This window comes from Streptomyces sp. SM11 (assembly GCF_002910905.1).
GTDB lineage: Bacteria > Actinomycetota > Actinomycetes > Streptomycetales > Streptomycetaceae > Streptomyces.
The window spans coordinates 20,711-45,904 of record NZ_NEUE01000260.1; the positions used below are offsets into that span (position 1 = coordinate 20,711).

General features: G+C 68.0%; 36 protein-coding genes and 1 pseudogene. 5 read left to right on the forward strand and 32 right to left on the reverse strand.

Annotated features, from left to right (window positions below; all coding sequences use genetic code 11):
* Positions 1–211 precede the first annotated feature (211 nt).
* Entirely contained in the window at positions 212–1,831 is a 1,620-nt protein-coding gene (locus B9S58_RS27915; protein ID WP_103534786.1) for an ABC-F family ATP-binding cassette domain-containing protein, read from the reverse strand.
* Between the two features lie 67 nt (positions 1,832–1,898).
* On the opposite strand from B9S58_RS27915, the gene B9S58_RS27920 reads away from it, so the two are divergent.
* Positions 1,899–2,750, forward strand: coding sequence for a hypothetical protein (locus B9S58_RS27920; RefSeq protein WP_103534787.1), 852 nt, complete (start codon positions 1,899–1,901; stop codon positions 2,748–2,750).
* Between the two features lie 45 nt (positions 2,751–2,795).
* Here B9S58_RS27920 and truA read toward each other — a convergent pair whose 3' ends face one another.
* From truA to rpsJ, 31 genes are all read right to left on the reverse strand, one after another.
* Positions 2,796–3,650: a tRNA pseudouridine(38-40) synthase TruA gene (gene truA / locus B9S58_RS27925; RefSeq protein WP_103534788.1), complete on the reverse strand. Its 855-nt coding sequence runs from the start codon at positions 3,648–3,650 to the stop codon at positions 2,796–2,798.
* A 90-nt stretch (positions 3,651–3,740) separates the two neighbouring features.
* The gene (gene rplQ / locus B9S58_RS27930) at positions 3,741–4,244 is read right to left on the reverse strand and encodes a 50S ribosomal protein L17 (protein ID WP_018960210.1); all 504 of its coding nucleotides are present in this window, start codon (positions 4,242–4,244) and stop codon (positions 3,741–3,743) included.
* Between the two features lie 225 nt (positions 4,245–4,469).
* Complete coding sequence (locus B9S58_RS27935; protein ID WP_003966937.1) at positions 4,470–5,492, reverse strand: DNA-directed RNA polymerase subunit alpha; 1,023 nt, start codon at positions 5,490–5,492, stop codon at positions 4,470–4,472.
* 137 nt (positions 5,493–5,629) lie between these two features.
* Positions 5,630–6,034, reverse strand: coding sequence for a 30S ribosomal protein S11 (gene rpsK, locus B9S58_RS27940; RefSeq protein WP_003956432.1), 405 nt, complete (start codon positions 6,032–6,034; stop codon positions 5,630–5,632).
* Positions 6,035–6,138: 104 nt separating this feature from the next.
* Positions 6,139–6,519, reverse strand: coding sequence for a 30S ribosomal protein S13 (gene rpsM, locus B9S58_RS27945; RefSeq protein WP_007446719.1), 381 nt, complete (start codon positions 6,517–6,519; stop codon positions 6,139–6,141).
* A 194-nt stretch (positions 6,520–6,713) separates the two neighbouring features.
* A complete protein-coding gene (gene rpmJ / locus B9S58_RS27950) occupies positions 6,714–6,827 on the reverse strand; it encodes a 50S ribosomal protein L36 (RefSeq protein ID WP_003956441.1) in 114 nt (37 codons plus the stop codon).
* A gap of 59 nt (positions 6,828–6,886) precedes the next feature.
* Positions 6,887–7,108, reverse strand: coding sequence for a translation initiation factor IF-1 (gene infA, locus B9S58_RS27955; protein WP_003956442.1), 222 nt, complete (start codon positions 7,106–7,108; stop codon positions 6,887–6,889).
* A gap of 296 nt (positions 7,109–7,404) precedes the next feature.
* Entirely contained in the window at positions 7,405–8,241 is an 837-nt protein-coding gene (gene map, locus B9S58_RS27960) for a type I methionyl aminopeptidase (RefSeq protein ID WP_103534789.1), read from the reverse strand.
* 131 nt (positions 8,242–8,372) lie between these two features.
* Entirely contained in the window at positions 8,373–9,032 is a 660-nt protein-coding gene (locus B9S58_RS27965; RefSeq protein ID WP_103534790.1) for an adenylate kinase, read from the reverse strand.
* Positions 9,032–10,345: a preprotein translocase subunit SecY gene (gene secY, locus B9S58_RS27970; RefSeq protein ID WP_103534791.1), complete on the reverse strand. Its 1,314-nt coding sequence runs from the start codon at positions 10,343–10,345 to the stop codon at positions 9,032–9,034. Before secY ends, B9S58_RS27965 begins: the two co-directional genes overlap by 1 nt.
* 381 nt (positions 10,346–10,726) lie before the next feature.
* On the reverse strand, positions 10,727–11,182 hold the full coding sequence (gene rplO / locus B9S58_RS27975) for a 50S ribosomal protein L15 (protein WP_003966942.1): 456 nt from the start codon (positions 11,180–11,182) through the stop codon (positions 10,727–10,729).
* A gap of 1 nt (position 11,183) precedes the next feature.
* Positions 11,184–11,366, reverse strand: a complete 183-nt coding sequence (gene rpmD, locus B9S58_RS27980) for a 50S ribosomal protein L30 (RefSeq protein ID WP_003966943.1) — start codon at positions 11,364–11,366, stop codon at positions 11,184–11,186.
* Positions 11,366–11,968 carry a 30S ribosomal protein S5 gene (rpsE, locus tag B9S58_RS27985; RefSeq protein ID WP_097866720.1) on the reverse strand — a complete coding sequence of 201 codons (603 nt, stop codon included), beginning with the start codon at positions 11,966–11,968 and terminating at the stop codon, positions 11,366–11,368. Before rpsE ends, rpmD begins: the two co-directional genes overlap by 1 nt.
* 47 nt (positions 11,969–12,015) lie before the next feature.
* A complete protein-coding gene (gene rplR / locus B9S58_RS27990; RefSeq protein ID WP_015610732.1) occupies positions 12,016–12,399 on the reverse strand; it encodes a 50S ribosomal protein L18 in 384 nt (127 codons plus the stop codon).
* Positions 12,400–12,401: 2 nt separating this feature from the next.
* Positions 12,402–12,941 carry a 50S ribosomal protein L6 gene (rplF, locus tag B9S58_RS27995; RefSeq protein WP_103534792.1) on the reverse strand — a complete coding sequence of 180 codons (540 nt, stop codon included), beginning with the start codon at positions 12,939–12,941 and terminating at the stop codon, positions 12,402–12,404.
* A 21-nt stretch (positions 12,942–12,962) separates the two neighbouring features.
* Positions 12,963–13,361: a 30S ribosomal protein S8 gene (rpsH, locus tag B9S58_RS28000; protein ID WP_073792868.1), complete on the reverse strand. Its 399-nt coding sequence runs from the start codon at positions 13,359–13,361 to the stop codon at positions 12,963–12,965.
* Between the two features lie 224 nt (positions 13,362–13,585).
* Positions 13,586–13,771, reverse strand: coding sequence for a type Z 30S ribosomal protein S14 (locus B9S58_RS28010; protein ID WP_003948630.1), 186 nt, complete (start codon positions 13,769–13,771; stop codon positions 13,586–13,588).
* Positions 13,772–13,773: 2 nt separating this feature from the next.
* A complete protein-coding gene (gene rplE / locus B9S58_RS28015; protein WP_003966948.1) occupies positions 13,774–14,331 on the reverse strand; it encodes a 50S ribosomal protein L5 in 558 nt (185 codons plus the stop codon).
* The gene (gene rplX, locus B9S58_RS28020) at positions 14,331–14,654 is read right to left on the reverse strand and encodes a 50S ribosomal protein L24 (RefSeq protein WP_103534793.1); all 324 of its coding nucleotides are present in this window, start codon (positions 14,652–14,654) and stop codon (positions 14,331–14,333) included. Before rplX ends, rplE begins: the two co-directional genes overlap by 1 nt.
* Positions 14,655–14,656: 2 nt before the next feature.
* The gene (gene rplN, locus B9S58_RS28025; RefSeq protein WP_003966950.1) at positions 14,657–15,025 is read right to left on the reverse strand and encodes a 50S ribosomal protein L14; all 369 of its coding nucleotides are present in this window, start codon (positions 15,023–15,025) and stop codon (positions 14,657–14,659) included.
* Between the two features lie 107 nt (positions 15,026–15,132).
* The gene (rpsQ, locus tag B9S58_RS28030) at positions 15,133–15,417 is read right to left on the reverse strand and encodes a 30S ribosomal protein S17 (protein WP_073718385.1); all 285 of its coding nucleotides are present in this window, start codon (positions 15,415–15,417) and stop codon (positions 15,133–15,135) included.
* Positions 15,417–15,641 carry a 50S ribosomal protein L29 gene (gene rpmC, locus B9S58_RS28035; protein ID WP_003966952.1) on the reverse strand — a complete coding sequence of 75 codons (225 nt, stop codon included), beginning with the start codon at positions 15,639–15,641 and terminating at the stop codon, positions 15,417–15,419. Before rpmC ends, rpsQ begins: the two co-directional genes overlap by 1 nt.
* Positions 15,641–16,060: a 50S ribosomal protein L16 gene (rplP, locus tag B9S58_RS28040; RefSeq protein ID WP_003966953.1), complete on the reverse strand. Its 420-nt coding sequence runs from the start codon at positions 16,058–16,060 to the stop codon at positions 15,641–15,643. Before rplP ends, rpmC begins: the two co-directional genes overlap by 1 nt.
* A 5-nt stretch (positions 16,061–16,065) precedes the next feature.
* Positions 16,066–16,902 (reverse strand): 30S ribosomal protein S3, encoded by an 837-nt coding sequence (gene rpsC, locus B9S58_RS28045; RefSeq protein ID WP_030579870.1) that lies wholly within the window; start codon positions 16,900–16,902, stop codon positions 16,066–16,068.
* Positions 16,902–17,249 (reverse strand): 50S ribosomal protein L22, encoded by a 348-nt coding sequence (rplV, locus tag B9S58_RS28050; RefSeq protein WP_026290933.1) that lies wholly within the window; start codon positions 17,247–17,249, stop codon positions 16,902–16,904. Before rplV ends, rpsC begins: the two co-directional genes overlap by 1 nt.
* Before the next feature lie 42 nt (positions 17,250–17,291).
* Positions 17,292–17,573: a 30S ribosomal protein S19 gene (gene rpsS, locus B9S58_RS28055; protein WP_015610726.1), complete on the reverse strand. Its 282-nt coding sequence runs from the start codon at positions 17,571–17,573 to the stop codon at positions 17,292–17,294.
* 12 nt (positions 17,574–17,585) lie between these two features.
* Positions 17,586–18,422 carry a 50S ribosomal protein L2 gene (gene rplB, locus B9S58_RS28060; protein WP_099173848.1) on the reverse strand — a complete coding sequence of 279 codons (837 nt, stop codon included), beginning with the start codon at positions 18,420–18,422 and terminating at the stop codon, positions 17,586–17,588.
* 39 nt (positions 18,423–18,461) lie between these two features.
* The gene (gene rplW / locus B9S58_RS28065; RefSeq protein ID WP_007446738.1) at positions 18,462–18,785 is read right to left on the reverse strand and encodes a 50S ribosomal protein L23; all 324 of its coding nucleotides are present in this window, start codon (positions 18,783–18,785) and stop codon (positions 18,462–18,464) included.
* Positions 18,785–19,435, reverse strand: a complete 651-nt coding sequence (rplD, locus tag B9S58_RS28070) for a 50S ribosomal protein L4 (protein WP_103534794.1) — start codon at positions 19,433–19,435, stop codon at positions 18,785–18,787. The genes rplW and rplD overlap by 1 nt, the downstream gene beginning before the upstream one ends.
* Positions 19,436–19,439: 4 nt before the next feature.
* Positions 19,440–20,084, reverse strand: coding sequence for a 50S ribosomal protein L3 (gene rplC / locus B9S58_RS28075; RefSeq protein WP_003966960.1), 645 nt, complete (start codon positions 20,082–20,084; stop codon positions 19,440–19,442).
* A gap of 14 nt (positions 20,085–20,098) precedes the next feature.
* Positions 20,099–20,407, reverse strand: a complete 309-nt coding sequence (gene rpsJ / locus B9S58_RS28080) for a 30S ribosomal protein S10 (protein WP_003948644.1) — start codon at positions 20,405–20,407, stop codon at positions 20,099–20,101.
* Between the two features lie 563 nt (positions 20,408–20,970).
* Here rpsJ and B9S58_RS28085 point away from each other — a divergent pair.
* From B9S58_RS28085 to B9S58_RS28100, 4 genes and pseudogenes are all read left to right on the forward strand, one after another.
* The gene (locus B9S58_RS28085; protein WP_258045107.1) at positions 20,971–21,441 is read left to right on the forward strand and encodes a peptidoglycan-binding domain-containing protein; all 471 of its coding nucleotides are present in this window, start codon (positions 20,971–20,973) and stop codon (positions 21,439–21,441) included.
* A 241-nt stretch (positions 21,442–21,682) separates the two neighbouring features.
* A complete protein-coding gene (locus B9S58_RS28090; protein WP_146063578.1) occupies positions 21,683–22,033 on the forward strand; it encodes a hypothetical protein in 351 nt (116 codons plus the stop codon).
* 552 nt (positions 22,034–22,585) lie between these two features.
* Positions 22,586–24,069: pseudogene (locus B9S58_RS28095) on the forward strand (PIG-L family deacetylase); the annotation flags it as partial.
* A 148-nt stretch (positions 24,070–24,217) separates the two neighbouring features.
* A complete protein-coding gene (locus B9S58_RS28100; protein WP_103534796.1) occupies positions 24,218–24,943 on the forward strand; it encodes a trypsin-like serine protease in 726 nt (241 codons plus the stop codon).
* Positions 24,944–25,194 lie beyond the last annotated feature (251 nt).

Genomic DNA, 25,194 nt, shown 5'->3' on the forward strand with positions numbered 1-25,194 from the left:
AGCCAATACGTATAACAAACCGGAAGCCTACCGGGGAGCCCCCGCACGGGTCAAAACGACCCTGCTGGACCAGCCCCGCCGCACCCACCCAGCCCCGCCGGCGTTTGAGGCGCGGGGGCCCGGGGGCAGCGCCCCCGCAACGGCGCCGCACGGCACCCCGCACCCGCACCCACCACAGCCCCACCCCGCCCCGCCCCGCCGACCGCCAAGGTCACCGCGCCCGCTCCACCCTCCGCTCGTCCCACACCGGCTCCGCCGTCTCCCGGACGACCCCGTCCGAGCCGAAGACCAGATACCGGTCGAAGGACTTCGCGAACCACCGGTCGTGCGTGACGGCCATCACCGTGCCGTCGTACACCTCAAGACCGTCCTGCAACGCCTCCGCCGACTCCAGGTCCAGGTTGTCCGTGGGCTCGTCCAGCAGCAGCGCCGTCGTGCCGGCCAGCTCCAGGAGCAGGATCTGGAACCGCGCCTGCTGCCCGCCGGACAGCTTCTCGAACGGCTGGTCCCCCTGCCGCTCCAGCTCGTAGCGCCGCAGCACCGACATCGCCCCGCCCCGGTCCTTGGCGTGCTCGGTCCAGAGGATCTCCACCAGCGTCTTGCCGAGCAGCTCCGGATGCACGTGGGTCTGGGCGAAGTGCCCGGGCACGACCCGCGCCCCGAGCTTCCACTCCCCCGTGTGCGCCACCGGCTCCCCCGCCAGGAGCCGCAGGAAGTGCGACTTGCCCGACCCGTTGGAACCGAGGACCGCGACCCGCTCGCCGTAGTAGATCTCCAGGTCGAACGGTTTCATCAGCCCGGTCAGCTCCAGGTTCTTGCAGGTCACCGCCCGCACCCCGGTCCGCCCGCCGCGCAGCCGCATCCTGATGTCCTGCTCGCGCGGCGGCTCCGGCGGCGGGCCCGCCTCCTCGAACTTCTTGAAGCGGGTCTGCATCGCGTGGTAGCGGTTCGCCATGTCGGGGCTGTTCGCCGCCTGCTGCCGCATCCGCAGGACGAGCGCCTTCAGCCGGGCATGCTCCTCCTGCCAGCGCCGCAGTAGCTCCTCGAACCGGGCGAAGCGCTCCTTGCGCGCGTCGTGGTAGGTGGCGAAGCCGCCGCCGTGCACCCATACGTCGCTGCCCGCCGGGCTCGGCTCGACGCTGACGATCTTCTCGGCGGCACGGGACAGCAGCTCCCGGTCGTGGGAGACGAAGAGGACCGTCTTACGGGTCTCCTTCAGCTTCCCCTCCAGCCACCGCTTGCCCGGCACGTCCAGATAGTTGTCCGGCTCGTCCAGCAGCAGCACCTCGTCGGGCCCGCGCAGCAGCGCCTCCAGCACCAGCCGCTTCTGCTCGCCGCCGCTGAGCGTGCGCACCTCGCGCCACTGCGCCTTCTCGTACGGGACGCCCAGCGCGGCCATGGTGCACATGTCCCAGACCGTCTCGGCCTCGTAGCCGCGCGCCTCAGCCCAGTCGCTCAGCGCCTGCGCGTACGCCATCTGCGCGGCCTCGTCGTCGACGGTGAGGATCTTCTCCTCGGCCGCGTCGACCGCCTTCGCCGCGTCCCGGATGCGCGGCTGCGACACCGACACCAGCAGGTCCCGCACCGTCCGCTCGTCCCGCACCGATCCCACGAACTGCGGCATCACCCCGAGCCCGCCGCTCACCGACACCGTGCCGCCGTGCGGCTGGAGCTCACCGGCGAGCAGCCGCAGCAGCGTCGTCTTGCCCGCCCCGTTCGCCCCGACGAGCGCGACGACGGCCCCGTCCGCCACCCGGAACGAGGCATCGCCGAGCAGCACCCGCCCGTCCGGTAGGTAGTACTCCAGGTGGCCTGCTTCGAGATGTCCCATACAGAGCATTGTCACGGTCCGCGAACTCCTGGCCCAACCGGTTTACGTCTCCCTCTAAACTGCGCGCATGAGCTTTGGGCAAGGGGGTGCCTCCTGGGGGCCCGGGGGCGGCGGGACTCCGGACTGGGCGGCGATGGCGGAGGAGTCCGCGGCGCGCGCACGCCGTAGGAGACTGCTGATGATCGGCGGCGGCGCGCTGGCCACCGTGGCGATCGGCGCGATCGTGACCACCGCCGTGGTCACGTCGAACGGCGGCGGCAAGGACAAGGCGGACGGGAACGCGAGCCAACTGCCCGCCCCGGCCGACCTCCCCGAGGACACCTCCGCGCCCGCGCCCTCCTTCTCCTCGGTCGCACCGCCGCCCCCGCCGGACCCCAAGGACTTCATATCCAGCGCCAAGAAGGACAAGGCGCCGATCACCGTCGACGGGTTCTTCCCAGGCAAGAAGCTCACGATGGGCGACCGCGTCCACCTCAAGGGCGCGACGAGCAACTCCACGAAGTGCGCGACGGGCACCCAGGGCGCCCTCGGCACGGTCCTCGCGAACAACGGCTGCGAGCAGCTCATCCGGGCCACGTACCGCAAGGAGGGGGTGGCCGTCACGGTCGGCATCGCCGTCTTCGAGACGGAGGCCCGCGCGAAGAAGGCCGTCGACCAGAGCTCGGGCGGTCTCGCCTCCCTCAGCGGCGGGGGCGTCGACACCTTCTGCCGGGGCGGCACGGTCTGCCTGCGCACCGCCAACTCCTACGGCCGCTACGCATACTTCAGCGTCGGCGGCTTCCTGAACGGCAAGCGGGTCACCACCGCCGACAAGGACGTCTACGCGGTCAACAAGGACCTGACGACCTTCGCCTTCCGCCAGATCCACCGCCGGGGCCAGCTCCAGGCCTCCCAGGCGGCCGCGGACCCCAGCAGCTGACGTGGTGACCGGCTCCCGGGCACGCAACCGCCCGGGAGTTCCCGCTCAGCAGCAGCCCGCCCCCGGCAACGTCCGTACGTTTCGGGCCTCTTCGGCACGGGCCGCCAGCAACGCGTCCGCCGGGTACGCCACTTCCTCCAGCGTCAGCCCGTGCGGGCGCACCACATGCACCCCGGGATCACGCACCTTCGCGGCGAGCACCTCCGCGGGCCAGCCGGGCGGCCGTCGCCCGTCGCCGACGAACAGCGCCGCCCCGATCAGCGCCCGCACCATGTTGTGGCAGAACGCGTCGGCCCGCACGGTCGCGGTGAGGACCCCGGAGCCCGGATCCCGTACCCAACTGAGCTGCTGGAGCGTACGGATGGTCGTCGCCCCCGCACGCTTCTTGCAGTACGCGGCGAAGTCGTGCTCACCCACCATCAGTGCGGCCGCCTCGTTCATCGCGTCCACGTCCAACGGCCGGTCGTGCCACAGCACATGGCCCCGGGTCAGCGGATCGACCCCGCCGGGCCGGTCCCCGACCCGGTACGCGTAACGCCGCCACACCGCGGAGAACCGGGCGTTGAACCCGGCCGGGGCGGGAGCCGCCCGCCAGATCCGGACATCCAGCGGCAGCCGGCCCGCCAACCGTCGCAGCAGCTTCTCCTCGTGCTCGGCCCACACCGCCTCCGGCAGGTCCACATGGGCCACCTGGCCGCGTGCGTGCACCCCGGCGTCCGTGCGGCCCGCCACCGTCAGGTCGTACGTCACCGCGGAGCGGGTCACGGTCCGCAGCGCGTCCTCGATCTCCCCCTGCACCGTGCGCCGGCTGGTCTGTTTCGCCCAGCCGGAGAAATCCTTGCCGTCGTAGGACAGGTCCAGCCGCACCCGTACGAAACCGGGCTCCGCCTCGTCACTCACCACGTCGTCCTCTCAACTCCCCTGCTCAGCAGAACGGGCCCGCACCGCCCCGAAGGGTGATGCGGGCCCGTCCCGTGGTCGCTAGAACGCTCAGGCGTCCTTGGACTCCGCGTCGTCGGCCGGCTTGGCGTCCTCGACGGACTCGGCCGCAGGGGCCTCGTCTTTCTTGAGGGCGTCTTCCTTGACCGCACGCTTCGTCGCGGCCTCGGCCTCACCGGTGGCCTGCTGGGCCACGGTCAGCGCCTCGACCAGCTCGATGACCGCCATCGGGGCGTTGTCGCCACGACGGTTGCCGATCTTGGTGATACGGGTGTAACCACCGGGGCGGTTCTCGTATCGGGGAGCGATCTCGGTGAAGAGCGTGTGGACGATGCTCTTGTCCGTGATCGTCTGGAGCACCAGGCGACGGTTGTGGATGTCGCCCTTCTTCGCCTTGGTGACGAGGCGCTCGGCGACCGGACGCAGGCGACGGGCCTTGGCCTCGGTCGTCGTGATGCGGCCGTGCTCGAACAGCGACTTCGCCAGGTTGGCGAGGAGCAGACGCTCGTGCGCGGCGCTGCCGCCCAGACGGGCACCCTTTGCGGGACGCGGCATGGTGATTCTCCTTGTGTGCTGCACCGGCCGTATCAGGTACCGGTGTCAGTTCCCGCGAGGCGGACGCCTCCCGGAAGTCATACGTGCCGGTCGGACGCGGCTTTCCAGCCCGCCCGACGTTCGCCGGACATCAGCCGAAAATCAAGCCCGTCCGGCGATTGAGGACAGAGCCTCAGCCCCGGCTGGGGGCACCCTCGAAACCGGGCACCCCCAGCCGGGAGGCGATCAGTACTGCTCGGTCTCCACGAAACCGGCGTCCGCGTCGTCGTCGGCGCCGAAGGCGTCGGCGGCGGCGGTCGGGTCGAAGCCGGGAGGCGAGTCCTTGAGCGCGAGGCCCATACCGGCCAGCTTCGCCTTGACCTCGTCGATCGACTTCGCGCCGAAGTTGCGGATGTCGAGCAGGTCCGCCTCGGAACGGGCCACGAGCTCACCCACGGAGTGGATGCCCTCGCGCTTGAGGCAGTTGTACGACCGAACGGTGAGCTCCAGCTCCTCGATCGGCAGGGCGAGATCGGCGGCGAGCGCGGCGTCCGTCGGGGACGGGCCCATGTCGATGCCCTCGGCGTCGATGTTGAGCTCGCGCGCCAGACCGAACAGCTCGACCAGGGTCTTACCGGCCGACGCCATGGCGTCACGGGGACGCATGGCCTGCTTGGTCTCGACGTCGACGATCAGCTTGTCGAAGTCGGTGCGCTGCTCGACACGGGTCGCCTCGACCTTGTACGTGACCTTGAGGACCGGCGAGTAGATGGAGTCGACCGGGATCCGGCCGATCTCCTGGCCGACCTGCTTGTTCTGGACGGCGGAGACGTAGCCGCGACCGCGCTCGACGGTCAGCTCCATCTCCAGCTTGCCCTTGCCGTTGAGCGTGGCGAGAACGAGGTCGGGGTTGTGCACCTCGACACCGGCCGGGGGCGCGATGTCGGCGGCGGTGACCAGACCCGGGCCCTGCTTGCGCAGGTACATCACGACGGGCTCGTCGTGCTCCGAGGAGACGACCAGCTGCTTGATGTTGAGGATGAGGTCGGTGACGTCCTCCTTGACGCCCGGCACGGTGGTGAACTCGTGCAGGACACCGTCGATCCGGATGCTGGTGACAGCGGCACCGGGGATCGAGGAGAGGAGCGTGCGGCGGAGGGAGTTGCCGAGGGTGTAACCGAAGCCCGGCTCCAGCGGCTCGATCACGAACCGGGAGCGGAACTCGTCGACGACCTCTTCGGTCAGCGACGGACGCTGAGCGATAAGCATGCGGTGATCCTTCAGTCGTGGGCACCCACTATTTGATGCCCGACAGATGTAACAAGGGTACGGGCGGTACGCCCCGTAAGAGGTGTACCGCCCGGACCTGACGCTACTGACGCACGGCCGTCACCGGCCGTGACGCATCAGACGCGGCGACGCTTCGGCGGACGGCAGCCGTTGTGCGGCGTCGGGGTGACGTCCTGGATCGAACCGACCTCGAGGCCCGTGGCCTGGAGGGAGCGGATCGCGGTCTCACGGCCGGAGCCGGGACCCTTGACGAAGACGTCCACCTTGCGCATGCCGTGCTCCTGCGCGCGGCGGGCGGCCGACTCGGCGGCCATCTGCGCGGCGAAGGGGGTGGACTTGCGCGAGCCCTTGAAGCCGACGTGGCCGGCGGAGGCCCAGGAGATCACGTTGCCCGAGGGGTCCGTGATCGAGACGATGGTGTTGTTGAACGTGCTCTTGATGTGCGCGTGGCCGTGAGCGACGTTCTTCTTTTCCTTGCGACGCACCTTCTTGGCTGCGCCCTGACGACCCTTGGGGGGCATGTCTTGACTCCAGATGGAGAGGGGAGGTGATCGGTCCTACAGCGAAGACCGCTGGTTGCTGCGGGTTCCGGGGAACCGGAGGTCCGCAGTGCGTCCGCTGAGGACTACTTCTTGCCCGGCTTCTTCTTACCGGCGATGGCGCGACGCGGGCCCTTGCGGGTACGCGCGTTCGTGCTGGTGCGCTGACCGTGGACCGGCAGACCACGGCGGTGACGAATGCCCTGGTAGCAGCCGATCTCGATCTTGCGGCGAATGTCGCCCTGGACCTCGCGGCGGAGGTCACCCTCGGTGCGGAGGTTGGCGTCCACGTACTCGCGGATCTTGACGAGGTCTTCCTCGGCAAGGTCGCGGACGCGGGCGTCCGGGTTCACGCCAGTGCTGGCGAGGATCTCCTTGGACCGGGTGCGCCCGATACCGAAGACGTAGGTGAGGGCAACCTCCACGCGCTTTTCGCGCGGGATGTCAACACCTGAAACGCGTGCCATTCAATGGCTCCAGTTGTTAGATCGGGGGTCTTCCGCAGTGCCACTCCCGACCGCCGACCGCTCCCGTGGAGCAGTGGTACGTCCGGGTCCCCGGCCCCCGCCGGAGGTGTCGTCAGCCGTGGCTTGGACGGGCTCTGCGTATGTACGTATTACGTGCGTCGCGCGAAGAACTGCGAGATGCAGGCGGTCGTGCTTCAGCCCTGGCGCTGCTTGTGGCGCAGGTTGTCGCAGATGACCATGACCCGACCGTGACGGCGGATCACCTTGCACTTGTCGCAGATCTTCTTGACGCTCGGCTTGACCTTCATGGGATGTCAGGTTCTCCGGGTCAGTGCCATCACCCGCCGAAACGGGATGCCGGCAAGATCTACTTGTAGCGGTAGACGATCCGGCCACGCGTCAGGTCGTACGGAGAGAGCTCCACCACGACCCGGTCATCCGGGAGGATGCGGATGTAGTGCATCCGCATCTTGCCGCTGATGTGCGCCAGGACCTTGTGACCGTTCTGGAGCTCCACCTTGAACATTGCGTTCGGGAGGGACTCGATCACGGTGCCCTCAATCTCGATGGCACCTTGCTTCTTGGCCACGCTTCGCCTTTCGAATCGGCTACCTTGATCGGCTCCTGCTTTTCGGTGCGCCGCATGCGGGCACACTGATGCACGAGAGCCGACGAGTCAGTCTACGTCAGCGGACTCCAAAAGACGAATCCGTCAAGTTTGCCCAGCCGGGGTGATCCTTAGACCTCCCCGGGGGGTCACATCACCCGAGCGGGTCGGGAGCCGCTTCCACGCCGGCCCCTCCTCCACGCAGCCCTCGCGGGCTCGGCGCCGGGGCGCCTCACATGCTTCGGGCCGCTGCGCCGGACTCCGCCCGCCGGATCGTGTCACGCGAGCGGGTCGGGAGCCGCCTCCACGCCGTACTCCGCGAGCTTCGCGCGGCCGCAGTCCGGGGCGGTCAGGACCAGCGGTCCCTGCTCGGTCAGCGCGATGGAGTGCTCCCAGTGCGAGGACCAGGTGCCGTCCGTCGTGATGACCGTCCAGTCGTCGCTCAGGGTCTCCGTCCGAGCCGTGCCGAGGGAGACCATGGGCTCGATCGCCAGGCAGACGCCCGGGACCAGCTTGATGCCCTTGCCGCGCTTGCGGGAGACGTAGTTCAGCAGGTGCGGGTCCATGTGCATCTCGGTGCCGATGCCGTGGCCGCCGAAGTCCTCGATGATCCCGTACTTCCCGGTCGCCGGGCGGGGCTGGCGGCGGACGTAGGACTCGATCGCCCTGGAGATGTCGACGAGCCGGTTGTTCACCCTCATCGCGGCGATCCCGGCCCACATGGACTCCTCGGTCACCCGGGAGAGCTCGACCAGCTCCGGAGCGTGACCGGTGCCCACGAAGGCCGTGTACGCCGCGTCGCCGTGCCAGCCGTCGATGATCGCACCGGCGTCGATCGAGATGATGTCGCCGTCCTTCAGAACGGTCTTCTCGTCCGGGATGCCGTGGACGACGACCTCGTTGACCGAGGTGCAGATGGTCGCGGGGAACCCGCCGTAGCCGAGGAAGTTCGACTTCGCGCCGTGGTCGGCGATCACCTTGCGGGCCACCTGGTCCAGGTCGTGCGTGGTGGCCCCGGGGACGGCGGCCTCACGGGTGGCGGCGTGCATGGCAGCGACCACCAGGCCCGCCTCGCGCATCTTCGCGATCTGCTCGGGGGTCTTGATCTGCACCATTGCTCGGCGCCTCTCTGCATCGACGGTGACGGGTACGGCTCGGCGTGTTCAACGATACGGGCGCAAGCAGTCGGCCGCGGCGCCCTGAGGCGCCGCGGCCGGCTTGCACTGCGGGTGGTGTGGGGTGACGCTCAGCCCTCGTCGGAGGCCTTCAGCGCCTCCATGGCGCGGGCGGTCACGTCCGCGACCTTGCCCAGCGCGGAGATGGTCACCACGAGGCCCTGGGCCCGGTAGTAGTCGATGATCGGCTCGGTCTGCGTGTGGTAGACCTCCAGCCGGGTACGGACCGTCTCCTCGCTGTCGTCGTCCCGCTGGTACAGCTCGCCGCCGCAGGCGTCGCAGACGCCCTCGGTCTTCGGCGGGTTGTACGTCAGGTGGAAGACGTGCGCGCTGTTGTTGCGGCAGACGCGGCGACCCGCGATCCGCTTCACGACCTCGTCCTCGGGGACCTCGAGATCGAGGACCGCGTCCAGCTTCACGCCCTCGTCCTTGAGCATCACGTCAAGGGCTTCGGCCTGGCCGACGTTCCGCGGGAAGCCGTCCAGCAGGAAGCCGCCCACGGCGTCCGACTGGGCCATACGGTCCTTGGCCATCCCGATGGTGACCTCGTCCGGCACCAGCTGGCCTGCGTCCATGTAGGCGCGGGCCTGCTTGCCAAGGTCGGTGCCCTGGCTGATGTTGGCGCGGAAGAGGTCGCCCGTGGCAATGTGCGGAATCGAGAGGTTTTGGGCAAGGTACGCAGCCTGCGTTCCCTTGCCGGCACCCGGAGGCCCGACGAGGACGATTCGCATCAGCGGAGGAACCCTTCGTAATTGCGCTGCTGGAGCTGACTCTCGATCTGCTTCACGGTTTCCAGACCCACACCCACGATGATGAGGATGCTCGTCCCGCCGAACGGGAAGTTCGCGTTCGCACCGCCGAAGCCCGCCAACGCCATCGTCGGCACAAGAGCGATCAGGGCCAGGTACAGCGAGCCTGGCCAAGTGATCCGGTTGAGCACGTAGCTCAGGTATTCGGCAGTGGGACGACCTGCACGGATACCCGGGATGAAGCCACCATACTTCTTCATGTTGTCGGCGACCTCGTCGGGGTTGAACGAGATGGCCACATAGAAGAAGGCGAAGAAGACGATCAGCAGGAAGTACGCCACCATGTAGTACGGCTCGTTCTGCCCGACGAAGTTGTCGGTGATCCAGGTCGCCCAGCCCGCCTGGGAGTTGGAGAACTGGACGATCAGCGCCGGGATGTAGAGCAGCGACGAGGCGAAGATGACCGGAATCACACCCGCCTGGTTCACCTTCAGCGGGATGTACGTGGACGTACCGCCGTAGGACCGGCGTCCGATCATGCGCTTCGCGTACTGCACCGGGATGCGGCGCTGGGCCTGCTCGACGAAGACGACGAGGCCGACCATCACGAAGCCGATGAGGATGACGGTGCCGAACTCGATCCAGCCGTCGGCCAGCTTGCCGCTCTCCTTGATGGCCCACAGGGCGCCGGGGAACGTGGCGGCGATCGAGATGAACATGAGGATCGACATGCCGTTGCCGATGCCGCGGTCGGTGATGAGCTCACCGAGCCACATGACGGCGGCCGTACCGGCGGTCATCGTGAGGACCATGATGATCGTGGTGAAGACCGACTTGTCCGCGACGATCTGGCTGCTCACTGAGCAGTTCTGGAAGAGCGCACCGCTGCGGGCGGTGGCGACGAGGCCGGTGCCCTGGAGGACGGCCAGCGCGACCGTCAGATAACGCGTGTACTGCGTGATCTTCGCCGTGCCGGACTGCCCCTCCTTCTTCAGGGCTTCCAGGCGCGGGATCACGACGGTCAGCAGCTGGAGAATAATGCTCGCCGTGATGTACGGCATGATGCCGAGCGCGAAGATGGTGATCTGCAACAGGGCGCCACCGCTGAACATCTGCATCAGACCGAGGAGACCACCCGAGTCGGCCTGGTCGATGCACTGCTGCACCTTCGTGTAGTCGACGCCAGGGGCCGGGACATGCGCCCCGAGCCGATAGATCACGATGATGCCGAGCGTGAAGAGCAGCTTCTTGCGCAGGTCGGGCGTCTTGAACGCTCGGGCGAACGCGGTGAACACGGTGCCTCCTGCGACCCCCGCGCTGTGCGTCAGAGGCGACGGGTCTGGATGGGACTGGACGGGATCGGATACAAGGCAGCCCTACATCGTAAGGAGGCCACAAAAGATTAACGGCGCCACCCTACCCGGCCCGGGACTGAGCAGGAAACACGCGCCGCACACCGGTGCACCGCCCGCCTCCCGGCCCACGCCGCGAAAGACCGGCCAAGCCACACCATTTGGGACGCGAACGCCCCCTCGGCTCCCCCACCGCCGGTGCGGTGGGTACCCGTTCAACCTTTCCCGAGCCTTTACGGTTCCCGTACAGCGGCACAAACGCAGAAAAGCCTGGCCGGCCACCTCCGAAGAGGCAGCCGGCCAGGCCCAGTTCTGTCCCGCGGCTCAGACGAGCTCGGTGACCGTACCGCCAGCGGCGGTGATCTTCTCCTTGGCGGAGCCGGAGACGGCGTCAACCGAAACCTGCAGTGCCACGGAGATCTCGCCCTGTCCGAGGACCTTGACGAGGTGGTTGTTGCGCACAGCGCCCTTGGCGACCAGGTCGGCCACCGTGACCTCTCCACCCTCGGGGTAGAGCGTCGCGAGCTTGTCCAGGTTCACGACCTGGTACTCCGTGCGGAACGGGTTCTTGAAGCCCTTGAGCTTCGGGAGACGCATGTGGAGGGGCATCTGGCCACCCTCGAAGCGCTCCGGAACCTGGTAACGGGCCTTCGTACCCTTGGTACCACGGCCTGCGGTCTTACCCTTGGACGCCTCACCACGACCCACACGGGTCTTGGCGGTCTTGGCACCCGGGGCAGGCCGGAGGTTGTGGGCCTTCAGCGGGCTGTTCTCCGCCATGTCAGTCAACCTCCTCAACCGTCACGAGGTGGCGGACGGTGTGAACCATTCCGCGGAACTCGGGGCGGTCCTCCTTGACAACCGAGTCGTTCAGGCGCTTGAGCCCGAGCGAACGCAGGGTGTCGCGGTGGTTCTGCTTGCTGCCGATGTACGACTTCGTCTGCGTGATCTTGAGGCGAGCCATTACGCACCCGCTCCCGCACGTGCACGAAGCAGAGCCGCGGGGGCGACGTCCTCAAGGGGCAGACCGCGGCGGGCCGCGATCTCCTCGGGACGCTGCAGGCCCTGGAGGGCCGCCACGGTCGCGTGCACGATGTTGATCGCGTTGGACGAGCCAAGCGACTTCGACAGGATGTCGTGAACGCCGGCGCACTCGAGCACGGCACGCACCGGGCCACCGGCGATAACACCGGTACCGGGGGAAGCCGGCTTGAGCAGGACGACGCCCGCAGCCTTCTCGCCCGTGATCGGGTGAGGGATGGTGCCCTGGATACGCGGAACCTTGAAGAAGCTCTTCTTGGCCTCTTCGACGCCCTTGGCGATGGCCGCGGGAACTTCCTTGGCCTTGCCGTATCCGACACCGACGGTGCCGTCACCATCGCCCACCACGACCAGCGCGGTGAAGCTGAAGCGACGACCACCCTTCACAACCTTGGCGACGCGGTTGATCGCGACGACGCGCTCGACGTACGCGGTCTTCTCGGCGGCAGCGCCACCGTCACGGCCCTTCCGGTCCCGCCGCTCGCCGCCACCGGCACCGCTTCCGCGGCGCTGGGGTCCAGCCATTGGATTTACCTCTCTCTGTTACGTCCGCTGTGCGTAGGAACCGGGGCTTAGAACTTCAGCCCGGCTTCACGGGCGGCGTCAGCCAGAGCGGCAATCCGCCCGGCGTACTGGTTACCACCGCGGTCAAACACGACGGCCTCGACGCCTGCGGCCTTGGCGCGCTCGGCGACCAGGGCGCCGACCTGCTGGGCCTGGGCGCTCTTGTCACCCTCGCCACCGCGGATCGAGGTGTCCAGGGTCGACGCCGACGCGAGCGTGTGGCCCGCGATGTCGTCGATGACCTGGGCCACGATGTGGCGGTTGGAACGCGTCACAACCAAGCGAGGACGCTCCGGCGAACCGGAGATGTGCTTGCGGACGCGGATGTGGCGGCGCTTGAGGGCGGCACGCTTGTATGCGTCGCCCTTGGCGATCTTCACACCGTATGCCATGGCTACTTACCAGCCTTTCCGACCTTGCGGCGGATGACCTCGCCCGCGTACTTGACGCCCTTGGCCTTGTACGGGTCGGGCTTCCGCAGCTTGCGGATGTTGGCGGCTACCTCGCCGACCTTCTGCTTGTCGATGCCCTCGACGCTGAGCTTCGTGGGCGACTCGACCTTGAAGGTGATGCCTTCCGGAGCCTCGATGAGGATCGGGTGGCTGTAGCCCAGGGCGAACTCCAGGTTGGAGCCCTTCGCCTGGACGCGGTAACCGACACCGCTGATCTCGAGCGCCTTGGTGTAACCCGTGGTCACGCCGGTGATCATGTTCGCCACCAGCGTGCGGGACAGGCCGTGGAGGGCCTTGTTCTGACGCTCGTCGTTCGGGCGGGAGACGCTGAGCACGCCGTCCTCACCCTTGGAGACCTCGATCGGCGCGGCAACGGTGTGCGTGAGGGAACCCTTGGGGCCCTTCACAGCGACCGTACGGCCATCGATGGTGACGTCCACACCGGCGGGAACCTGGATGGGGAGCTTGCCGATTCGCGACATGAGCTTTCCTTCCTTTCCCGACTACCAGACGTAGGCGAGGACTTCCCCACCTACGCCCTTCTTGCCTGCCTGCTGGCCGGTCAGGAGGCCGTGGGACGTGGAGATGATCGCCACGCCCAGACCGCCGAGGACCTTCGGCAGGTTGGTGGACTTTGCGTATACACGCAGACCCGGCTTCGAAATCCGCTTGATGCCGGCGATCGAGCGCTCGCGGTTCGGGCCGAACTTCAGCTCGAGGACGAGGCTCTTGCCGACCTCGGCGTCCTCGACCTTCCAGCCGGTGATGAAGCCCTCCTGCTGGAGGATCTCCGCGATGTGCGACTTGATCTTGCTGTGCGGCATCGCGACATCGTCGTGATACGCCGAGTTCGCGTTACGCAGACGCGTGAGCATGTCTGCGATGGGATCAGTCATGGTCATGAGTTGGCCTTCGGCCTCTCTCGCCGGGGTTTCCTGTATGCGCCATCCCTCTCCCCACTCAGTGGCGGGACGGGTGCGGTGCGGGGACCTACGGCGTAGTAAGTCGGTCTTGGGCGGCAGGCGCCCAACCCTTCAAGCCTACGGCATGAAAGGACGGGCTCCTGCCGACCCAGATGCTTACCGAGAGTCTCCGGAACTTCCCTTTGCCCGAGGGCAGAGGGGAGTTACCAGGAGCTCTTGGTCACGCCCGGCAGCTCGCCACGGTGAGCCATCTCACGAAGGCACACGCGGCACAGGCCGAACTTGCGGTAGACGGAGTGGGGCCGGCCGCAGCGCTGGCAGCGGGTGTACCCGCGCACGCCGAACTTCGGCTTACGGGCGGCCTTAGCGATCAGAGCCTTCTTCGCCACGGTCAGTTCTCCTTGAACGGGAAGCCGAGGTGACGAAGGAGGGCACGACCCTCGTCGTCGTTGGTCGCCGTGGTGACCACGGTGATGTCCATGCCCCGGACCCGGTCGATCTTGTCCTGGTCGATCTCGTGGAACATGACCTGCTCCGTGAGACCGAAGGTGTAGTTGCCACGGCCGTCGAACTGCTTCGGCGACAGGCCACGGAAGTCACGGATACGCGGAAGCGCGAGCGACAGCGTACGGTCCAGGAACTCCCACATCCGGTCACCACGAAGGGTGACGTGGCAGCCGATCGGCTGGCCCTCGCGCAGCTTGAACTGCGCGATGGACTTGCGGGCCTTCGTGACGGCCGGCTTCTGGCCGGTGATCGTGGTGAGGTCCTTGACGGCACCGTCGATCAGCTTGGAGTCGCGGGCGGCGTCGCCCACACCCATGTTGACCACGATCTTGACCAGACCGGGAACCTGCATGACGTTCTCGTACGAGAACTCCTCACGCAGCTTGCCGGCGATTTCCTCGCGGTAGCGCGTCTTGAGACGCGGCGCAGTGGTGGCAGTCATCAGATGTCCTCACCGGTCCGCTTGGCAACGCGGATCTTGTTGCCCTCGTCGTCAAAGCGGTAGCCGACGCGGGTGACAACCTTGTTGCCGTCCTTCTCCACGACCAGCGACACGTTGCTGATGTGGATCGGGGCCTCGGTGGTGACAATGCCACCCGTCTGCGAACCGCGAGCCGTCTGACCGGCCTTGGTGTGCTTCTTGACCCGGTTGACACCCTCGACGAGGACGCGGTCCTGAGCGGGGTAGGCCACGATGACCTTGCCCTGCTTGCCCTTGTCCTTACCGGTGATGACCTGAACCAGGTCGCCCTTCTTGATCTTCATGCTTACAGCACCTCCGGCGCGAGCGAGATGATCTTCATGAACTTCTTCTCGCGCAGCTCCCGGCCCACCGGGCCGAAGATGCGGGTGCCGCGGGGGTCGCCGTCGTTCTTCAGAATGACGGCGGCGTTCTCGTCGAAGCGGATGTACGAGCCATCCTGACGACGACGCTCCTTGACGGTGCGAACGATGACGGCCTTGACGACGTCACCCTTCTTCACGTTGCCACCGGGGATCGCGTCCTTGACGGTGGCGACAATGACGTCACCGATACCCGCGTAGCGGCGACCCGAGCCACCGAGAACACGAATGGTGAGAATTTCCTTCGCACCCGTGTTGTCGGCGACGCGCAGTCGCGACTCCTGCTGGATCACGTCTATCTCCTGATCGTCTGCCGGTTCCCGGCGGGTGCCTCTCCGTTACCGGGGAGGCACCCCACCGAGCCTGGCGGAACTGACCTGAGGGGAAAATCCCTCAGGAATTACTTGGCCTTCTCGAGGATCTCGACGATGCGCCAGCGCTTCGAGGCCGACAGCGGACGCGTCTCCATGATGATGACGCGGTCGCCGACGCCTGCAGCGTTCTGCTCGTCGTGGGCCTTGAGCTTGTTCGTACGGCGGATGACCTTGCCGTACAGCGCGTGCTTGACGCGGTCCTCGACAGCGACGACGACGGTCTTGTCCATCTTGTCGCTGACGACGAGACCCTCACGGGTCTTGCGGAAACCGCGGTCGGTGTTCGTCTCAGTCACAGTCTTCTCGCTCATCAGGCGCTCTCCACCGTCTCGATGCCCAGCTCGCGCTCACGCATCAGGGTGTAGATCCGGGCGATGTCCTTACGGACGGACTTGAGCCGGCCGTGGTTCTCGAGCTGGCCCGTCGCCGCCTGGAAGCGGAGGTTGAACAGCTCTTCCTTGGCTTCGCGGAGCTTGTTGAGGAGCTCCTCGTCGCCCAGCTCGCGCAGCTCGGACGCCTTGGTACCGGCCGACATCACGACTCACCTGCCTCGCGCCGAACGATCCGGCACTTCATCGGAAGCTTGTGAGCAGCGCGGGTGAGCGCCTCACGAGCAATCTTCTCGTTCGGGTAGGACAGCTCGAACATCACCCGACCCGGCTTGACGTTCGCGATCCACCACTCGGGAGAACCCTTACCGGAACCCATGCGGGTCTCGGCAGGCTTCTTCGTCAGGGGACGGTCCGGGTAGATGTTGATCCAGACCTTGCCGCCACGCTTGATGTGACGGGTCATCGCGATACGAGCGGACTCGATCTGACGGTTCGTCACGTACGCCGGGGTCAGCGCCTGGATGCCGTACTCGCCGAACGCAACCTGCGTGCCACCCTTGGACATACCGCTGCGCTTCGGGTGGTGCTGCTTGCGGTGCTTGACCCTACGGGGGATCAGCATTTCGGTCAGGCCTCCGTTCCGGTGCTCTCAGCAGCCGGAGCAGCGGCGGCGGGAGCGTCGGCCTTGGGGGCCTCGGCTGCCGGCGACTGCTGCGGCTTACGGCCGCGACCGCCACGCTCGCCACCACGGCCACCGCGGCCGGCCGGGCGGTCGGTGCCGCCACGAGCCGGACGGTTACCGGCGCGGGCCGCGGCGTTCTCGGCGCGAACCTCGGCGATGTTCTTGACGTCGCCCTTGTAGATCCAGACCTTCACGCCGATGCGGCCGAAGGTCGTCTTGGCCTCGAAGAAGCCGTAGTCGACGTTGGCCCGGAGGGTGTGCAGGGGCACACGGCCCTCGCGGTAGAACTCCGAGCGGGACATCTCGGCGCCGCCGAGGCGACCGCCGCACTGGATCTTGATGCCCTTGGCGCCGGCCTTCATCGAGCTCTGCATGCTCTTACGCATGGCACGACGGAAGGAGACGCGGGAGGAGAGCTGCTCGGCGACGGCCTGGGCCACCAGCTGAGCGTCCACCTCGGGGTTCTTGACCTCGAGGATGTTCAGCTGGACCTGCTTGCCGGTCAGCTTCTCCAGCTCGCCGCGGATGCGATCGGCCTCGGCGCCGCGGCGACCGATGACGATGCCCGGACGGGCGGTGTGGATGTCAACGCGGACGCGGTCGCGGGTGCGCTCGATCTCGACCTTCGAGATGCCGGCCCGCTCCATGCCCTTCGTCATCATGCGACGAATGGCGACGTCTTCCTTGACGTAGTCCTTGTACAGCTTGTCGGCGTACCAGCGGGACTTGAAGTCCGTGGTGATGCCGAGCCGGAACCCGTGCGGGTTTACCTTCTGGCCCATTACCGGGTTCCTTCCTTGCTGCTGACGACCACGGTGATGTGGCTGGTCCGCTTACGGATCCGGTAGGCCCGGCCCTGAGCACGCGGACGGAACCGCTTCAGGGTCGGACCCTCGTCCACGTACGCCTCGCTGATGACCAGCGAAGAGGCGTCAGGGTGGTCGTAGTTGTGTGCAGCGTTGGCAATGGCGCTGTCAAGCACCTTGCCAACCGGCACGCTCGCGGCCTGCGGGGCGAAACGCAGGACCGCCTGAGCCTCCGTGGCATCCATGCCACGGATGAGGTCCACCACTCGGCGGGCCTTCATGGGCGTGACGCGGATGTACCGCGCCTGGGCCCTGGCTTCCATGGTTGTCCCTTCGGTGTGAGTCATAGTCGTTTCCACCCCGCGCTAGCGGCGCTTCGACTTCCGGTCGTCCTTGACGTGGCCGCGGAAGGTGCGAGTCGGCGAGAACTCGCCGAGCTTGTGGCCGACCATCGACTCGGTGACGAACACCGGGACATGGATCTTGCCGTTGTGCACCGCGATGGTGTGCCCCAGCATGGCCGGGATGATCATCGAGCGACGGGACCAGGTCTTGATGACGTTCTTGGTGCCTGCTTCGTTCTGTACGTCCACCTTCTTGACGAGGTGGCCGTCGACGAAGGGCCCCTTCTTGAGACTGCGCGGCATCTAAACCCGCTCCTAGCGCTTCTTGTTCGTCTTGCGGCGGCGGACGATGTACTTGCTCGAAGCCTTCTTCGGCGAGCGAGTACGACCCTCCTTCTGACCCCACGGCGAGACCGGGTGACGACCACCGGAGGTCTTGCCTTCACCACCACCGTGCGGGTGGTCAACCGGGTTCATCGCGACACCGCGGACGGTCGGGCGTACGCCCTTCCAGCGCATACGGCCGGCCTTGCCCCAGTTGATGTTCGACTGCTCGGCGTTGCCGACCTCACCGATCGTCGCGCGGCAGCGCGCGTCGACCAGGCGGATCTCACCCGACGGCATACGAAGGTGGGCCATGGTGCCCTCCTTCGCCAGCAGCTGCACGGAGGCACCCGCGGAACGGGCGAACTTCGCGCCGCCGCCGGGCCGCAGCTCGATGGCGTGGATGGTCGTACCGACCGGGATGTTGCGCAGCGCCAGGTTGTTACCGGGCTTGATGTCGGCGCCCGGACCGTTCTCGACACGGTCACCCTGCGACAGGCCACGGGGAGCGACGATGTAACGCTTCTCGCCGTCCGCGTAGTGCAGCAGCGCGATGCGCGCGGTGCGGTTCGGGTCGTACTCGATGTGCGCGACCTTGGCCGGCACGCCGTCCTTGTCGTGACGACGGAAGTCGATCACGCGGTAGGCGCGCTTGTGGCCACCACCCTGGTGGCGAACGGTCACACGACCGGCGTTGTTACGGCCGCCCTTGCTGTGCAGAGGGCGGACCAGCGACTTCTCCGGCGTGGACCGCGTGATCTCGACAAAGTCGGCGACGCTGGAGCCACGACGGCCCGGGGTCGTCGGCTTGTACTTGCGGATACCCATTTCTCAGTCCTCGTCCGATTCCGGACGACTCGACCTCACTTAAGAGGTCGGGCCGCCGAAGATGTCGATACGGTCGCCCTCGGCGAGGGTCACGATGGCGCGCTTCGTGTCGGAGCGCTTGCCGAAGCCGGTCTTGGTGCGCTTGCGCTTGCCCTGCCGGTTGATCGTGTTGACCCCGGTGACCTTGACCGAGAAGACCGCTTCCACGGCCTGCTTGATCTGGGTCTTGTTGGAGCCGGGCGCGACGATGAACGTGTACTTGTTCTCGTCGAGCAGCGCGTAGCTCTTCTCGGAGACCACGGGCTTGACGAGAACGTCACGCGGGTCCGAGTACGTCTTGCTGGTAACGGTCGCCTCGCTCATCAGGCGGCGCTCCCTTCGGTCTCAGCGGTCTGGGGGCCAGACACGAAGGACTCGAAAGCGGCCTGGGTGAAGACCACGTCGTCAGAGACGATCACGTCGTACGTGTTGAGCTGGCCCGGCTCCAGGATGTGCACCTGGGGCAGGTTGCGCGCGGACAGCCACGCGGCCTCGTCGGCACGGTCGACGACCAGGAGCAGGTTCTGGCGCTCCGAGATCTTGCCGAGCAGCGTCTTGGCGGCCTTCGTGGAGGCGGCACCCTCGACCACGCCGGTGACGACGTGGATACGGGAGTGACGGGCCCGGTCCGAGAGGGCACCGCGCAGGGCGGCGGCCTTCATCTTCTTCGGGGTCCGCTGCGAGTAGTCACGCGGCTGCGGGCCGTGGACGACACCACCACCGGCGAACTGCGGGGCGCGGGTCGAACCCTGACGGGCGCGGCCGGTGCCCTTCTGGCGGTAAGGCTTCTTGCCACCACCGCGGACTTCACCGCGGCGCTTGGTCTTGTGCGTGCCCTGACGGGCAGCCGCCAGCTGAGCGACAACGACCTGGTGGATCAGCGGAACGCTGGTCTTCGCGTCGAAGATCTCCGCGGGGAGGTCGACGGTACCGGCCTTGTCGCCTGCCGGCGAAAGGATGTCAATGGTGCTCATTACCTCAAGCCCCCTTGGCCGCGGTACGGACCAGGACGAGGCCGCCGTTCGGACCGGGGACCGCGCCCTTGATGAGGAGCAGACCCTTCTCCGCGTCAACCGCGTGGATGGTCAGGTTCTGGGTGGTGACGCGCTCGTTACCCATGCGGCCCGCCATGCGCATGCCCTTGAAGACACGCCCAGGGGTGGCGCAGCCACCGATGGAACCGGGGGAACGGTGCTTGCGCTGGGTGCCGTGCCCGGCGCCGAGGCCCTTGAAGTTGTGACGCTTCATGACACCGGCGAAGCCCTTGCCCTTGCTCTTGCCCGTGACGTCGACCTTGACGCCGGACTCGAACACCTCGGCAGTGACCTCCTGGCCCAGCGTGTACTCGCTGGCGTCAGGGGTGCGGAGCTCCACCAGGTGGCGGCGCGGGGTGACGTCGGCCTTGGCGAAGTGACCCTTGAGGGGCTTGTTCACCTTGCGCGGGTCGATCTCGCCGAAGGCGATCTGGACCGCTTCGTAGCCGTCGCTGTCGTTCGTACGGACCTGCGTCACGACGCACGGACCGGCCTTGACGACGGTCACCGGGACAACCCGGTTGTTCTCGTCCCAGACCTGGGTCATGCCGAGCTTCTCGCCCAGGACGCCCTTGATGTTCTTGCTCATCTCGGCCCGTCCCCTCAGAGCTTGATCTCGATGTCGACGCCAGCCGGCAGGTCGAGGCGCATCAGCGAGTCAACCGTCTTCGGCGTGGGGTCGAGAATGTCGATGAGGCGCTTGTGCGTGCGCATCTCGAAGTGCTCGCGAGAGTCCTTGTACTTGTGCGGCGACTTGATGACGCAGTACACGTTCTTCTCAGTGGGCAGCGGCACCGGGCCCGCGACCGACGCACCAGTGCGGGTCACCGTCTCGACGATCTTCTTCGCCGAGGAGTCGATGACCTCGTGGTCGTAGGCCTTGAGCCGGATGCGGATCTTCTGTCCCGCCATGGCTACTAGTAGTCCTGTCTCTCGTAACGCTCTGGAACCCGGGGGGTTCTCTGGACTCCTCCTCCGACCCACGCGGTCGGGCGTGTCGCATCCCCTCTACGAAAATCTCCCGTAGGAGATCCCAACCAAGGGGGTGCGGACCCTGAGACCGCGGAACCGGGGGTGGAACACCCACCGGGTGCCTGGCCGGCGCCCTGCGTTGCTTCCCGGAAGATTCCCGTACGTCCGGCCCTACAGGGCCGACGAGTACTGTGGGACTCGCTTCCGGTCCTCCCGGCGGGAGGCGCGCAGCATTGACACTCAACCGAGCAACCTGGTCAGTGTGCCATACGGGGCGCGGGCCTGGCCAATCGAGTCGGAAATCCTACCCCGAGCGAGCGAGTACTCAAACGCGGGCACGCATCCGGCGGTGCCGGCATCCGGAACATGCCCCTCCCCTGCTGCCCAGGCACTTTCGGGCAGAGCCGAATGGGCTGGCCGTCCCCTCCCCCACTTCGCGATGACCAGGACCGAGGCGGCCCGGGAGCAGGAGCCCGGCCGCACCGCGACCCTTGGGGGAACGCATGCGACCGAAGACCATGGCAAGGACGCTCGTCAGTCTCACCGCAGCCGTCGCGATCGCTGCGGGAGGCCTGGCCAGCGCGGGTACCGCCTTCGCGGCGCCCGCGCAGCAGGCCCCGGCGGCGGTGAGCGCGGAGGTGGGTGCGCTCGCGACGGTCAATCTGGGCCTGAGCAGGGCGCAGGCCCGGGATGTCCAGCGCGCGCTGAAGGCCCGCTGGGGTTACACCGGCTCGATCGACGGGCTGCTCGGCACCAACAGCTGGAAGGCGATGCAGCGCTTCCTCAAGAAGCACTACAGCTACGGGGACTCGATCGACGGGATCGTCGGCCCCAACACGGTGAAGGCACTCCAGCGCTACCTCAAGAGGTTCTACGGCTACACCGGCCGGATCGACGGAGTGGCCGGATCGGGCACCCAGGCGGCGTTCAAGCGGGCCGCCGACGTCTGCCCCGGCGGCTGCCTGCTCACCTGAACCGGCCCACAGCACCTGTCCGCCCGGCCCGCCGCAGCTCTTGGCGGGCCGGGCGTTCGGTCTTCCCCCGGTCCCTCCGAAAAGCGGCTCGGTCCCCTCGCGCCGCTTTGCCCCGTGCCCCCCTACGCCGCCGGCATGGCAAGGCTGGGCTTCCCGTACAGACCGCCGAAGCCCAGGGCAATCGGGGGGAATGCCATGCTTCGCATCCACATCCACCGACACCGGCCTGGCCAGAACCCGCGTGGCCGCCGGACCCGACCCGCTGTGGGAGATCCGCGCCGGCCCACGCCGGTTCCAGACCCGCCGGGCCCGCTGGGCCTACGCCGACTGGTACCGCACGGCCCGCGACCGGCTGCACGCCCAGCACCTCACCCACACCCTGCGCACCTTCCTGCTGCCCCTGGTCCCCCGGGTCGCCTACTTCCCGGACCTCCCGACCCCACGCGAGAGGGACGAAGCCACCGGTTCCCTGTCCCAGAAGCAGGGAGAGGTGACGCCGACACTCAGTTGGCCGCCCATTCCCATCGCTACCTGCATAAGGAAATCATCGGGCTTGCTCCTCAAGTTGGCTGCAACCACGCGGCGTTCGTAATCCGGGGCGACGCCGACGACGTGACCGGCTTCCTTCCAGTTCCCGAAGGCCTTACGGACGACGTCCTTTGCCGCGTCTCGCGGAATGCCTGTCAGCCAGTAGTTCCGCGTCAGAGTGACGCGCTCCTCGGATCCGCCGTCACCGGGTTCCCCGCAGGACTTCACTCCTCCGCCGAACGGCTCACGAGCCGGCTGTGGGATCACTCCGCGAACGGCTTCCCGGATCAAGGCCTCAGCGGTGCGCTCCGCCCTGGCTCATGTCCATTCCCGTGCCTCTGTTTCGAGCAGGAGAACCACTCGCTTCACGCCCTGTCGACTCGTCGCCGCCCGCGCCACACCCGCCCGCGAGGAAAGAAAGACTGACGATCAGACAGGTCAGATGTCCAGTTCTCATACCGGTTCCGCCCCACTTGTCGGACACTCACCACTCACGACCAGCTCCATGGTTTCAGGGTTCACAGGCTCCCCTCGACGCGAACCTGCAACCCGCCCAGAAGGCCATTGAGCAGGGCGCCCGACCACGGCTGCCCATCCGCTCCCAGCCCTGCGGGGCCGGCTCGTGCTGCGTACCGTCGTCGCCGACGACTCGCCGCTGGAGCGGGCCGGTTCGTATACGTACGAGTCACTGATCGACGTCCTGGTCGGGCTGCTGGAGCAGTACCGGCCGACCGTCGTGCACACCCTCGACCCGGACCCCGACCTCCAGTTCAGCAGCGAGTACGAGCGCCGCCGGGACAGCGAGCAGCGCGGGTACTCCGACCACGCCGACCACACCGCGGCCGGGTGCTTCGCCTGGGCCGCCCCGATCTGCTGGGTGGCGGCGACGACGGGGCGCGGGGAGCCGGTGCCCGGGTTCGTCGTCGCCGCGTTCCGGGGGTACTACAACCGGCACTGGCCCAAGAACCTGCCGCCCTCGGTGCTGGAGCGGAAGGCCGCCCACCTCGTCCCGTACGGCGGCGCGCCCGACTGGGAGTGCGGCAACCCCTCGGGGTGCGGTGACTACAACGTCGGCGGCGACCGGCCCTTGACCAATCGCAAGGGCTGGGTCCGCTCCACCCACCACCGCTACCCGGGCCCCCGTCCCGTGGTCGCCGCCGGCCCCGACGGGCGGCTGACCGTGTACGGGGTGCTGGGGCTGCGGGCCGTGCGGTGGAGCGAGAGCGCCCCGGGCGGCGGGATCACGGACGCGCCGGACGACCTCGGCGGCGGGCCGCTCGCCCCGGTACTGGGCTCCGCGACGACGGCGGACGGGCGGCAGTTGCTGTTCGGGCTGCGGTTCGCGGCGCTCGGCGGACACGGCGCGGACAACGAACGCGAGATCGTGCTCCTGGAGCAGCGCTCCCCCGGCGGCCCCTTCCGGGCCTGGCGGGGGCTCGGCTACCCCGCTGCGGGCCGCGACCACAGCCGCCGCATCGGGATACCCGTCGCCGTCGCCGCGCCGGACGGCCGCGTCCACCTGTTCGTGCGCAACGCGGAGAAGGGGCTCAGTACCCGGGTGCGCGACGCGGTCACCGGCCGCTGGAGCGCCTGGCGCGACATGGGCGGCGGTGAGGTGCAGGACGGGGTGACCGCGGTCGTGGACACGGCGGGGCGCGTCCATGCGTACGCGGCAGGGCACCACGCCGTGCACCACTGGACCCAGGACACCCCGGGGACCGACGTCACCGCCCGTACCCAGCTCACCGGCTCCCCCGTTCCCGCGCACGCGCCCGGCGCGCTCCCCGCGCCCGACGGGTCCGTGGAGCTGTACTACCGGCCGGCCGCGCGGGAGCGGCTCGCCGTCGTCCGGGCCGACCGCGCCCCCGTACCCCGTTTCGGCGGGTACGGTCCGGTGACCGCCGCCGCCTCACCGGGCGTCCCGGTCCTGCTCGGCCGGTCGGCGGAGGGCCGGATCCAGCTACGTACCGCCGAGGGCACCGCGGTACGGTCCCGGGGCCACGTCGCCTTGGACGGCGCCACCCTCCACCTCGGGGCGGCGGGCGGCCGGTCGTCGTGGGGTTCGGGCCGGACGGCGCCCCGTGGGTGTGGCGGCCGTAGAAGTGGATGCGTTGGGCCCAACTGTCGTTCCATAAAGCCGCGTTATGGCCAAACGCTAGTACCCCGGCCTCATCGCGCTCCGGCACCCTGTTGCCCACCATCCCCCACGGACACGCACACCCCAGCGTGTCGCGCGAAACGAGGAATCATGCGTATATCCAGACTCGTGCCCGCTGCCGCCGCAGCGGCGGCCTGCGTCCTCGCCCTCTTCGCACCGTCCGCCTCGGCCGCCCCCGAGGCCCCTCTGCGGGACGCCCCGCCCCCGACCACCCAGATCATCGGCGGCGGCTACGCGCAGAACGCCCCATGGGCCGCGCGTCTCTTCTCGAACGGCAGGGAGACCTGTTCGGCGACGATCATCGCGCCGACCTGGATCCTCACCGCCAAGCACTGCGTCACCGGCGGCGGCCTGTCGTTCCGCATCGGCAGCCTCGACCAGCACAGCGGCGGTGTGGTCGCCAACGGCGTCCAGACCTACACCCACGGCTCGGACCTGGCCCTCGTCCGGCTGGACCGCTCGGTGCAGGCCACCTACTCCCGCCTCGGCCAGCCCGGCACGGTCCGCGTCGGACAGAACGTGCAGGTCTGGGGCTGGGGCGCCACCTCCCGGTGCGGCTCCGAGGCAAACTGCCAGTCCCGCTACCTGAAGGTCGCCAACGTGACGGTGACCCACGGCTGCGGTGACGCGTACGGCGGCTCGGCGATCTGCGCCCGACGGGGCAACGGCATCACCGCCGGCGGTGACTCGGGCGGCCCGATGACGTTGAACGGCGTCCAGGTCGGCGTCGCCTCCACCAGCGACCGCCAGACCACGACCGCGTACACGAACGTCACCGCGTACCGGTCCTGGATCCAGTCGATCGCGGGCGTCTGACCGGACGCCCCACCCGGGCGACGGGCACCTGACCGACCCGCCGCCCCCTGAACCGTAGGGCCCCCGTACCTCTCCGCCCTGAGGTACCGGGGCCCTACAGCCATCCCCGGCGAGCCGTGCTCCGCGCGCCGGCCCGGCGGGTCCACGCCTGTTCCCCGCACCGGCCGTACGCGAAGGGCCCCGCACCTCCGAGGAGGTGCGGGGCCCTTCTGTGCGACTCGGTGAGCCACCAGGTCCAAGGACCAAGCAGA

Bases quoted from the DNA above. Each gene is read 5' to 3' on its own strand.
- rpmC (WP_003966952.1), bottom strand. From the start codon at position 15,641: ATGTCGGCCGGTACCAAGGCGTCCGAGCTGCGCGAGCTGGGCGACGAG.
- map (WP_103534789.1), bottom strand. From the start codon at position 8,241: ATGGTGCAGATCAAGACCCCCGAGCAGATCGCGAAGATGCGCGAGGCG.
- B9S58_RS28085 (WP_258045107.1), top strand. From the start codon at position 20,971: ATGCGACCGAAGACCATGGCAAGGACGCTCGTCAGTCTCACCGCAGCC.
- rplO (WP_003966942.1), bottom strand. From the start codon at position 11,182: ATGGCGGAGAACAGCCCGCTGAAGGCCCACAACCTCCGGCCTGCCCCG.
- rplF (WP_103534792.1), bottom strand. From the start codon at position 12,941: ATGTCGCGAATCGGCAAGCTCCCCATCCAGGTTCCCGCCGGTGTGGAC.
- rpsH (WP_073792868.1), bottom strand. From the start codon at position 13,361: ATGACCATGACTGATCCCATCGCAGACATGCTCACGCGTCTGCGTAAC.
- rplX (WP_103534793.1), bottom strand. From the start codon at position 14,654: ATGAAGATCAAGAAGGGCGACCTGGTTCAGGTCATCACCGGTAAGGAC.
- rplQ (WP_018960210.1), bottom strand. From the start codon at position 4,244: ATGCCGCGTCCCGCAAAGGGTGCCCGTCTGGGCGGCAGCGCCGCGCAC.
- rpsK (WP_003956432.1), bottom strand. From the start codon at position 6,034: ATGCCCCCCAAGGGTCGTCAGGGCGCAGCCAAGAAGGTGCGTCGCAAG.
- B9S58_RS28100 (WP_103534796.1), top strand. From the start codon at position 24,218: ATGCGTATATCCAGACTCGTGCCCGCTGCCGCCGCAGCGGCGGCCTGC.
- B9S58_RS27935 (WP_003966937.1), bottom strand. From the start codon at position 5,492: ATGCTTATCGCTCAGCGTCCGTCGCTGACCGAAGAGGTCGTCGACGAG.
- rplD (WP_103534794.1), bottom strand. From the start codon at position 19,435: ATGAGCACCATTGACATCCTTTCGCCGGCAGGCGACAAGGCCGGTACC.
- rpmJ (WP_003956441.1), bottom strand. From the start codon at position 6,827: ATGAAGGTCAAGCCGAGCGTCAAGAAGATCTGCGACAAGTGCAAGGTG.
- rplC (WP_003966960.1), bottom strand. From the start codon at position 20,084: ATGAGCAAGAACATCAAGGGCGTCCTGGGCGAGAAGCTCGGCATGACC.
- rpsQ (WP_073718385.1), bottom strand. From the start codon at position 15,417: ATGAGCGAGAAGACTGTGACTGAGACGAACACCGACCGCGGTTTCCGC.
- rpsM (WP_007446719.1), bottom strand. From the start codon at position 6,519: ATGGCACGCGTTTCAGGTGTTGACATCCCGCGCGAAAAGCGCGTGGAG.
- B9S58_RS27920 (WP_103534787.1), top strand. From the start codon at position 1,899: ATGAGCTTTGGGCAAGGGGGTGCCTCCTGGGGGCCCGGGGGCGGCGGG.
- rpsE (WP_097866720.1), bottom strand. From the start codon at position 11,968: ATGGCTGGACCCCAGCGCCGCGGAAGCGGTGCCGGTGGCGGCGAGCGG.
- rpsJ (WP_003948644.1), bottom strand. From the start codon at position 20,407: ATGGCGGGACAGAAGATCCGCATCCGGCTCAAGGCCTACGACCACGAG.
- rpsS (WP_015610726.1), bottom strand. From the start codon at position 17,573: ATGCCGCGCAGTCTCAAGAAGGGGCCCTTCGTCGACGGCCACCTCGTC.
- rplV (WP_026290933.1), bottom strand. From the start codon at position 17,249: ATGGAAGCCAGGGCCCAGGCGCGGTACATCCGCGTCACGCCCATGAAG.
- rplP (WP_003966953.1), bottom strand. From the start codon at position 16,060: ATGCTGATCCCCCGTAGGGTCAAGCACCGCAAGCAGCACCACCCGAAG.
- rplR (WP_015610732.1), bottom strand. From the start codon at position 12,399: ATGGCATACGGTGTGAAGATCGCCAAGGGCGACGCATACAAGCGTGCC.
- B9S58_RS27965 (WP_103534790.1), bottom strand. From the start codon at position 9,032: ATGCGAATCGTCCTCGTCGGGCCTCCGGGTGCCGGCAAGGGAACGCAG.
- rplW (WP_007446738.1), bottom strand. From the start codon at position 18,785: ATGAGCGAGGCGACCGTTACCAGCAAGACGTACTCGGACCCGCGTGAC.
- rplE (WP_003966948.1), bottom strand. From the start codon at position 14,331: ATGACTGCCACCACTGCGCCGCGTCTCAAGACGCGCTACCGCGAGGAA.
- rplB (WP_099173848.1), bottom strand. From the start codon at position 18,422: ATGGGTATCCGCAAGTACAAGCCGACGACCCCGGGCCGTCGTGGCTCC.
- B9S58_RS27915 (WP_103534786.1), bottom strand. From the start codon at position 1,831: ATGGGACATCTCGAAGCAGGCCACCTGGAGTACTACCTACCGGACGGG.
- rpsC (WP_030579870.1), bottom strand. From the start codon at position 16,902: ATGGGCCAGAAGGTAAACCCGCACGGGTTCCGGCTCGGCATCACCACG.
- rpmD (WP_003966943.1), bottom strand. From the start codon at position 11,366: ATGGCTCGCCTCAAGATCACGCAGACGAAGTCGTACATCGGCAGCAAG.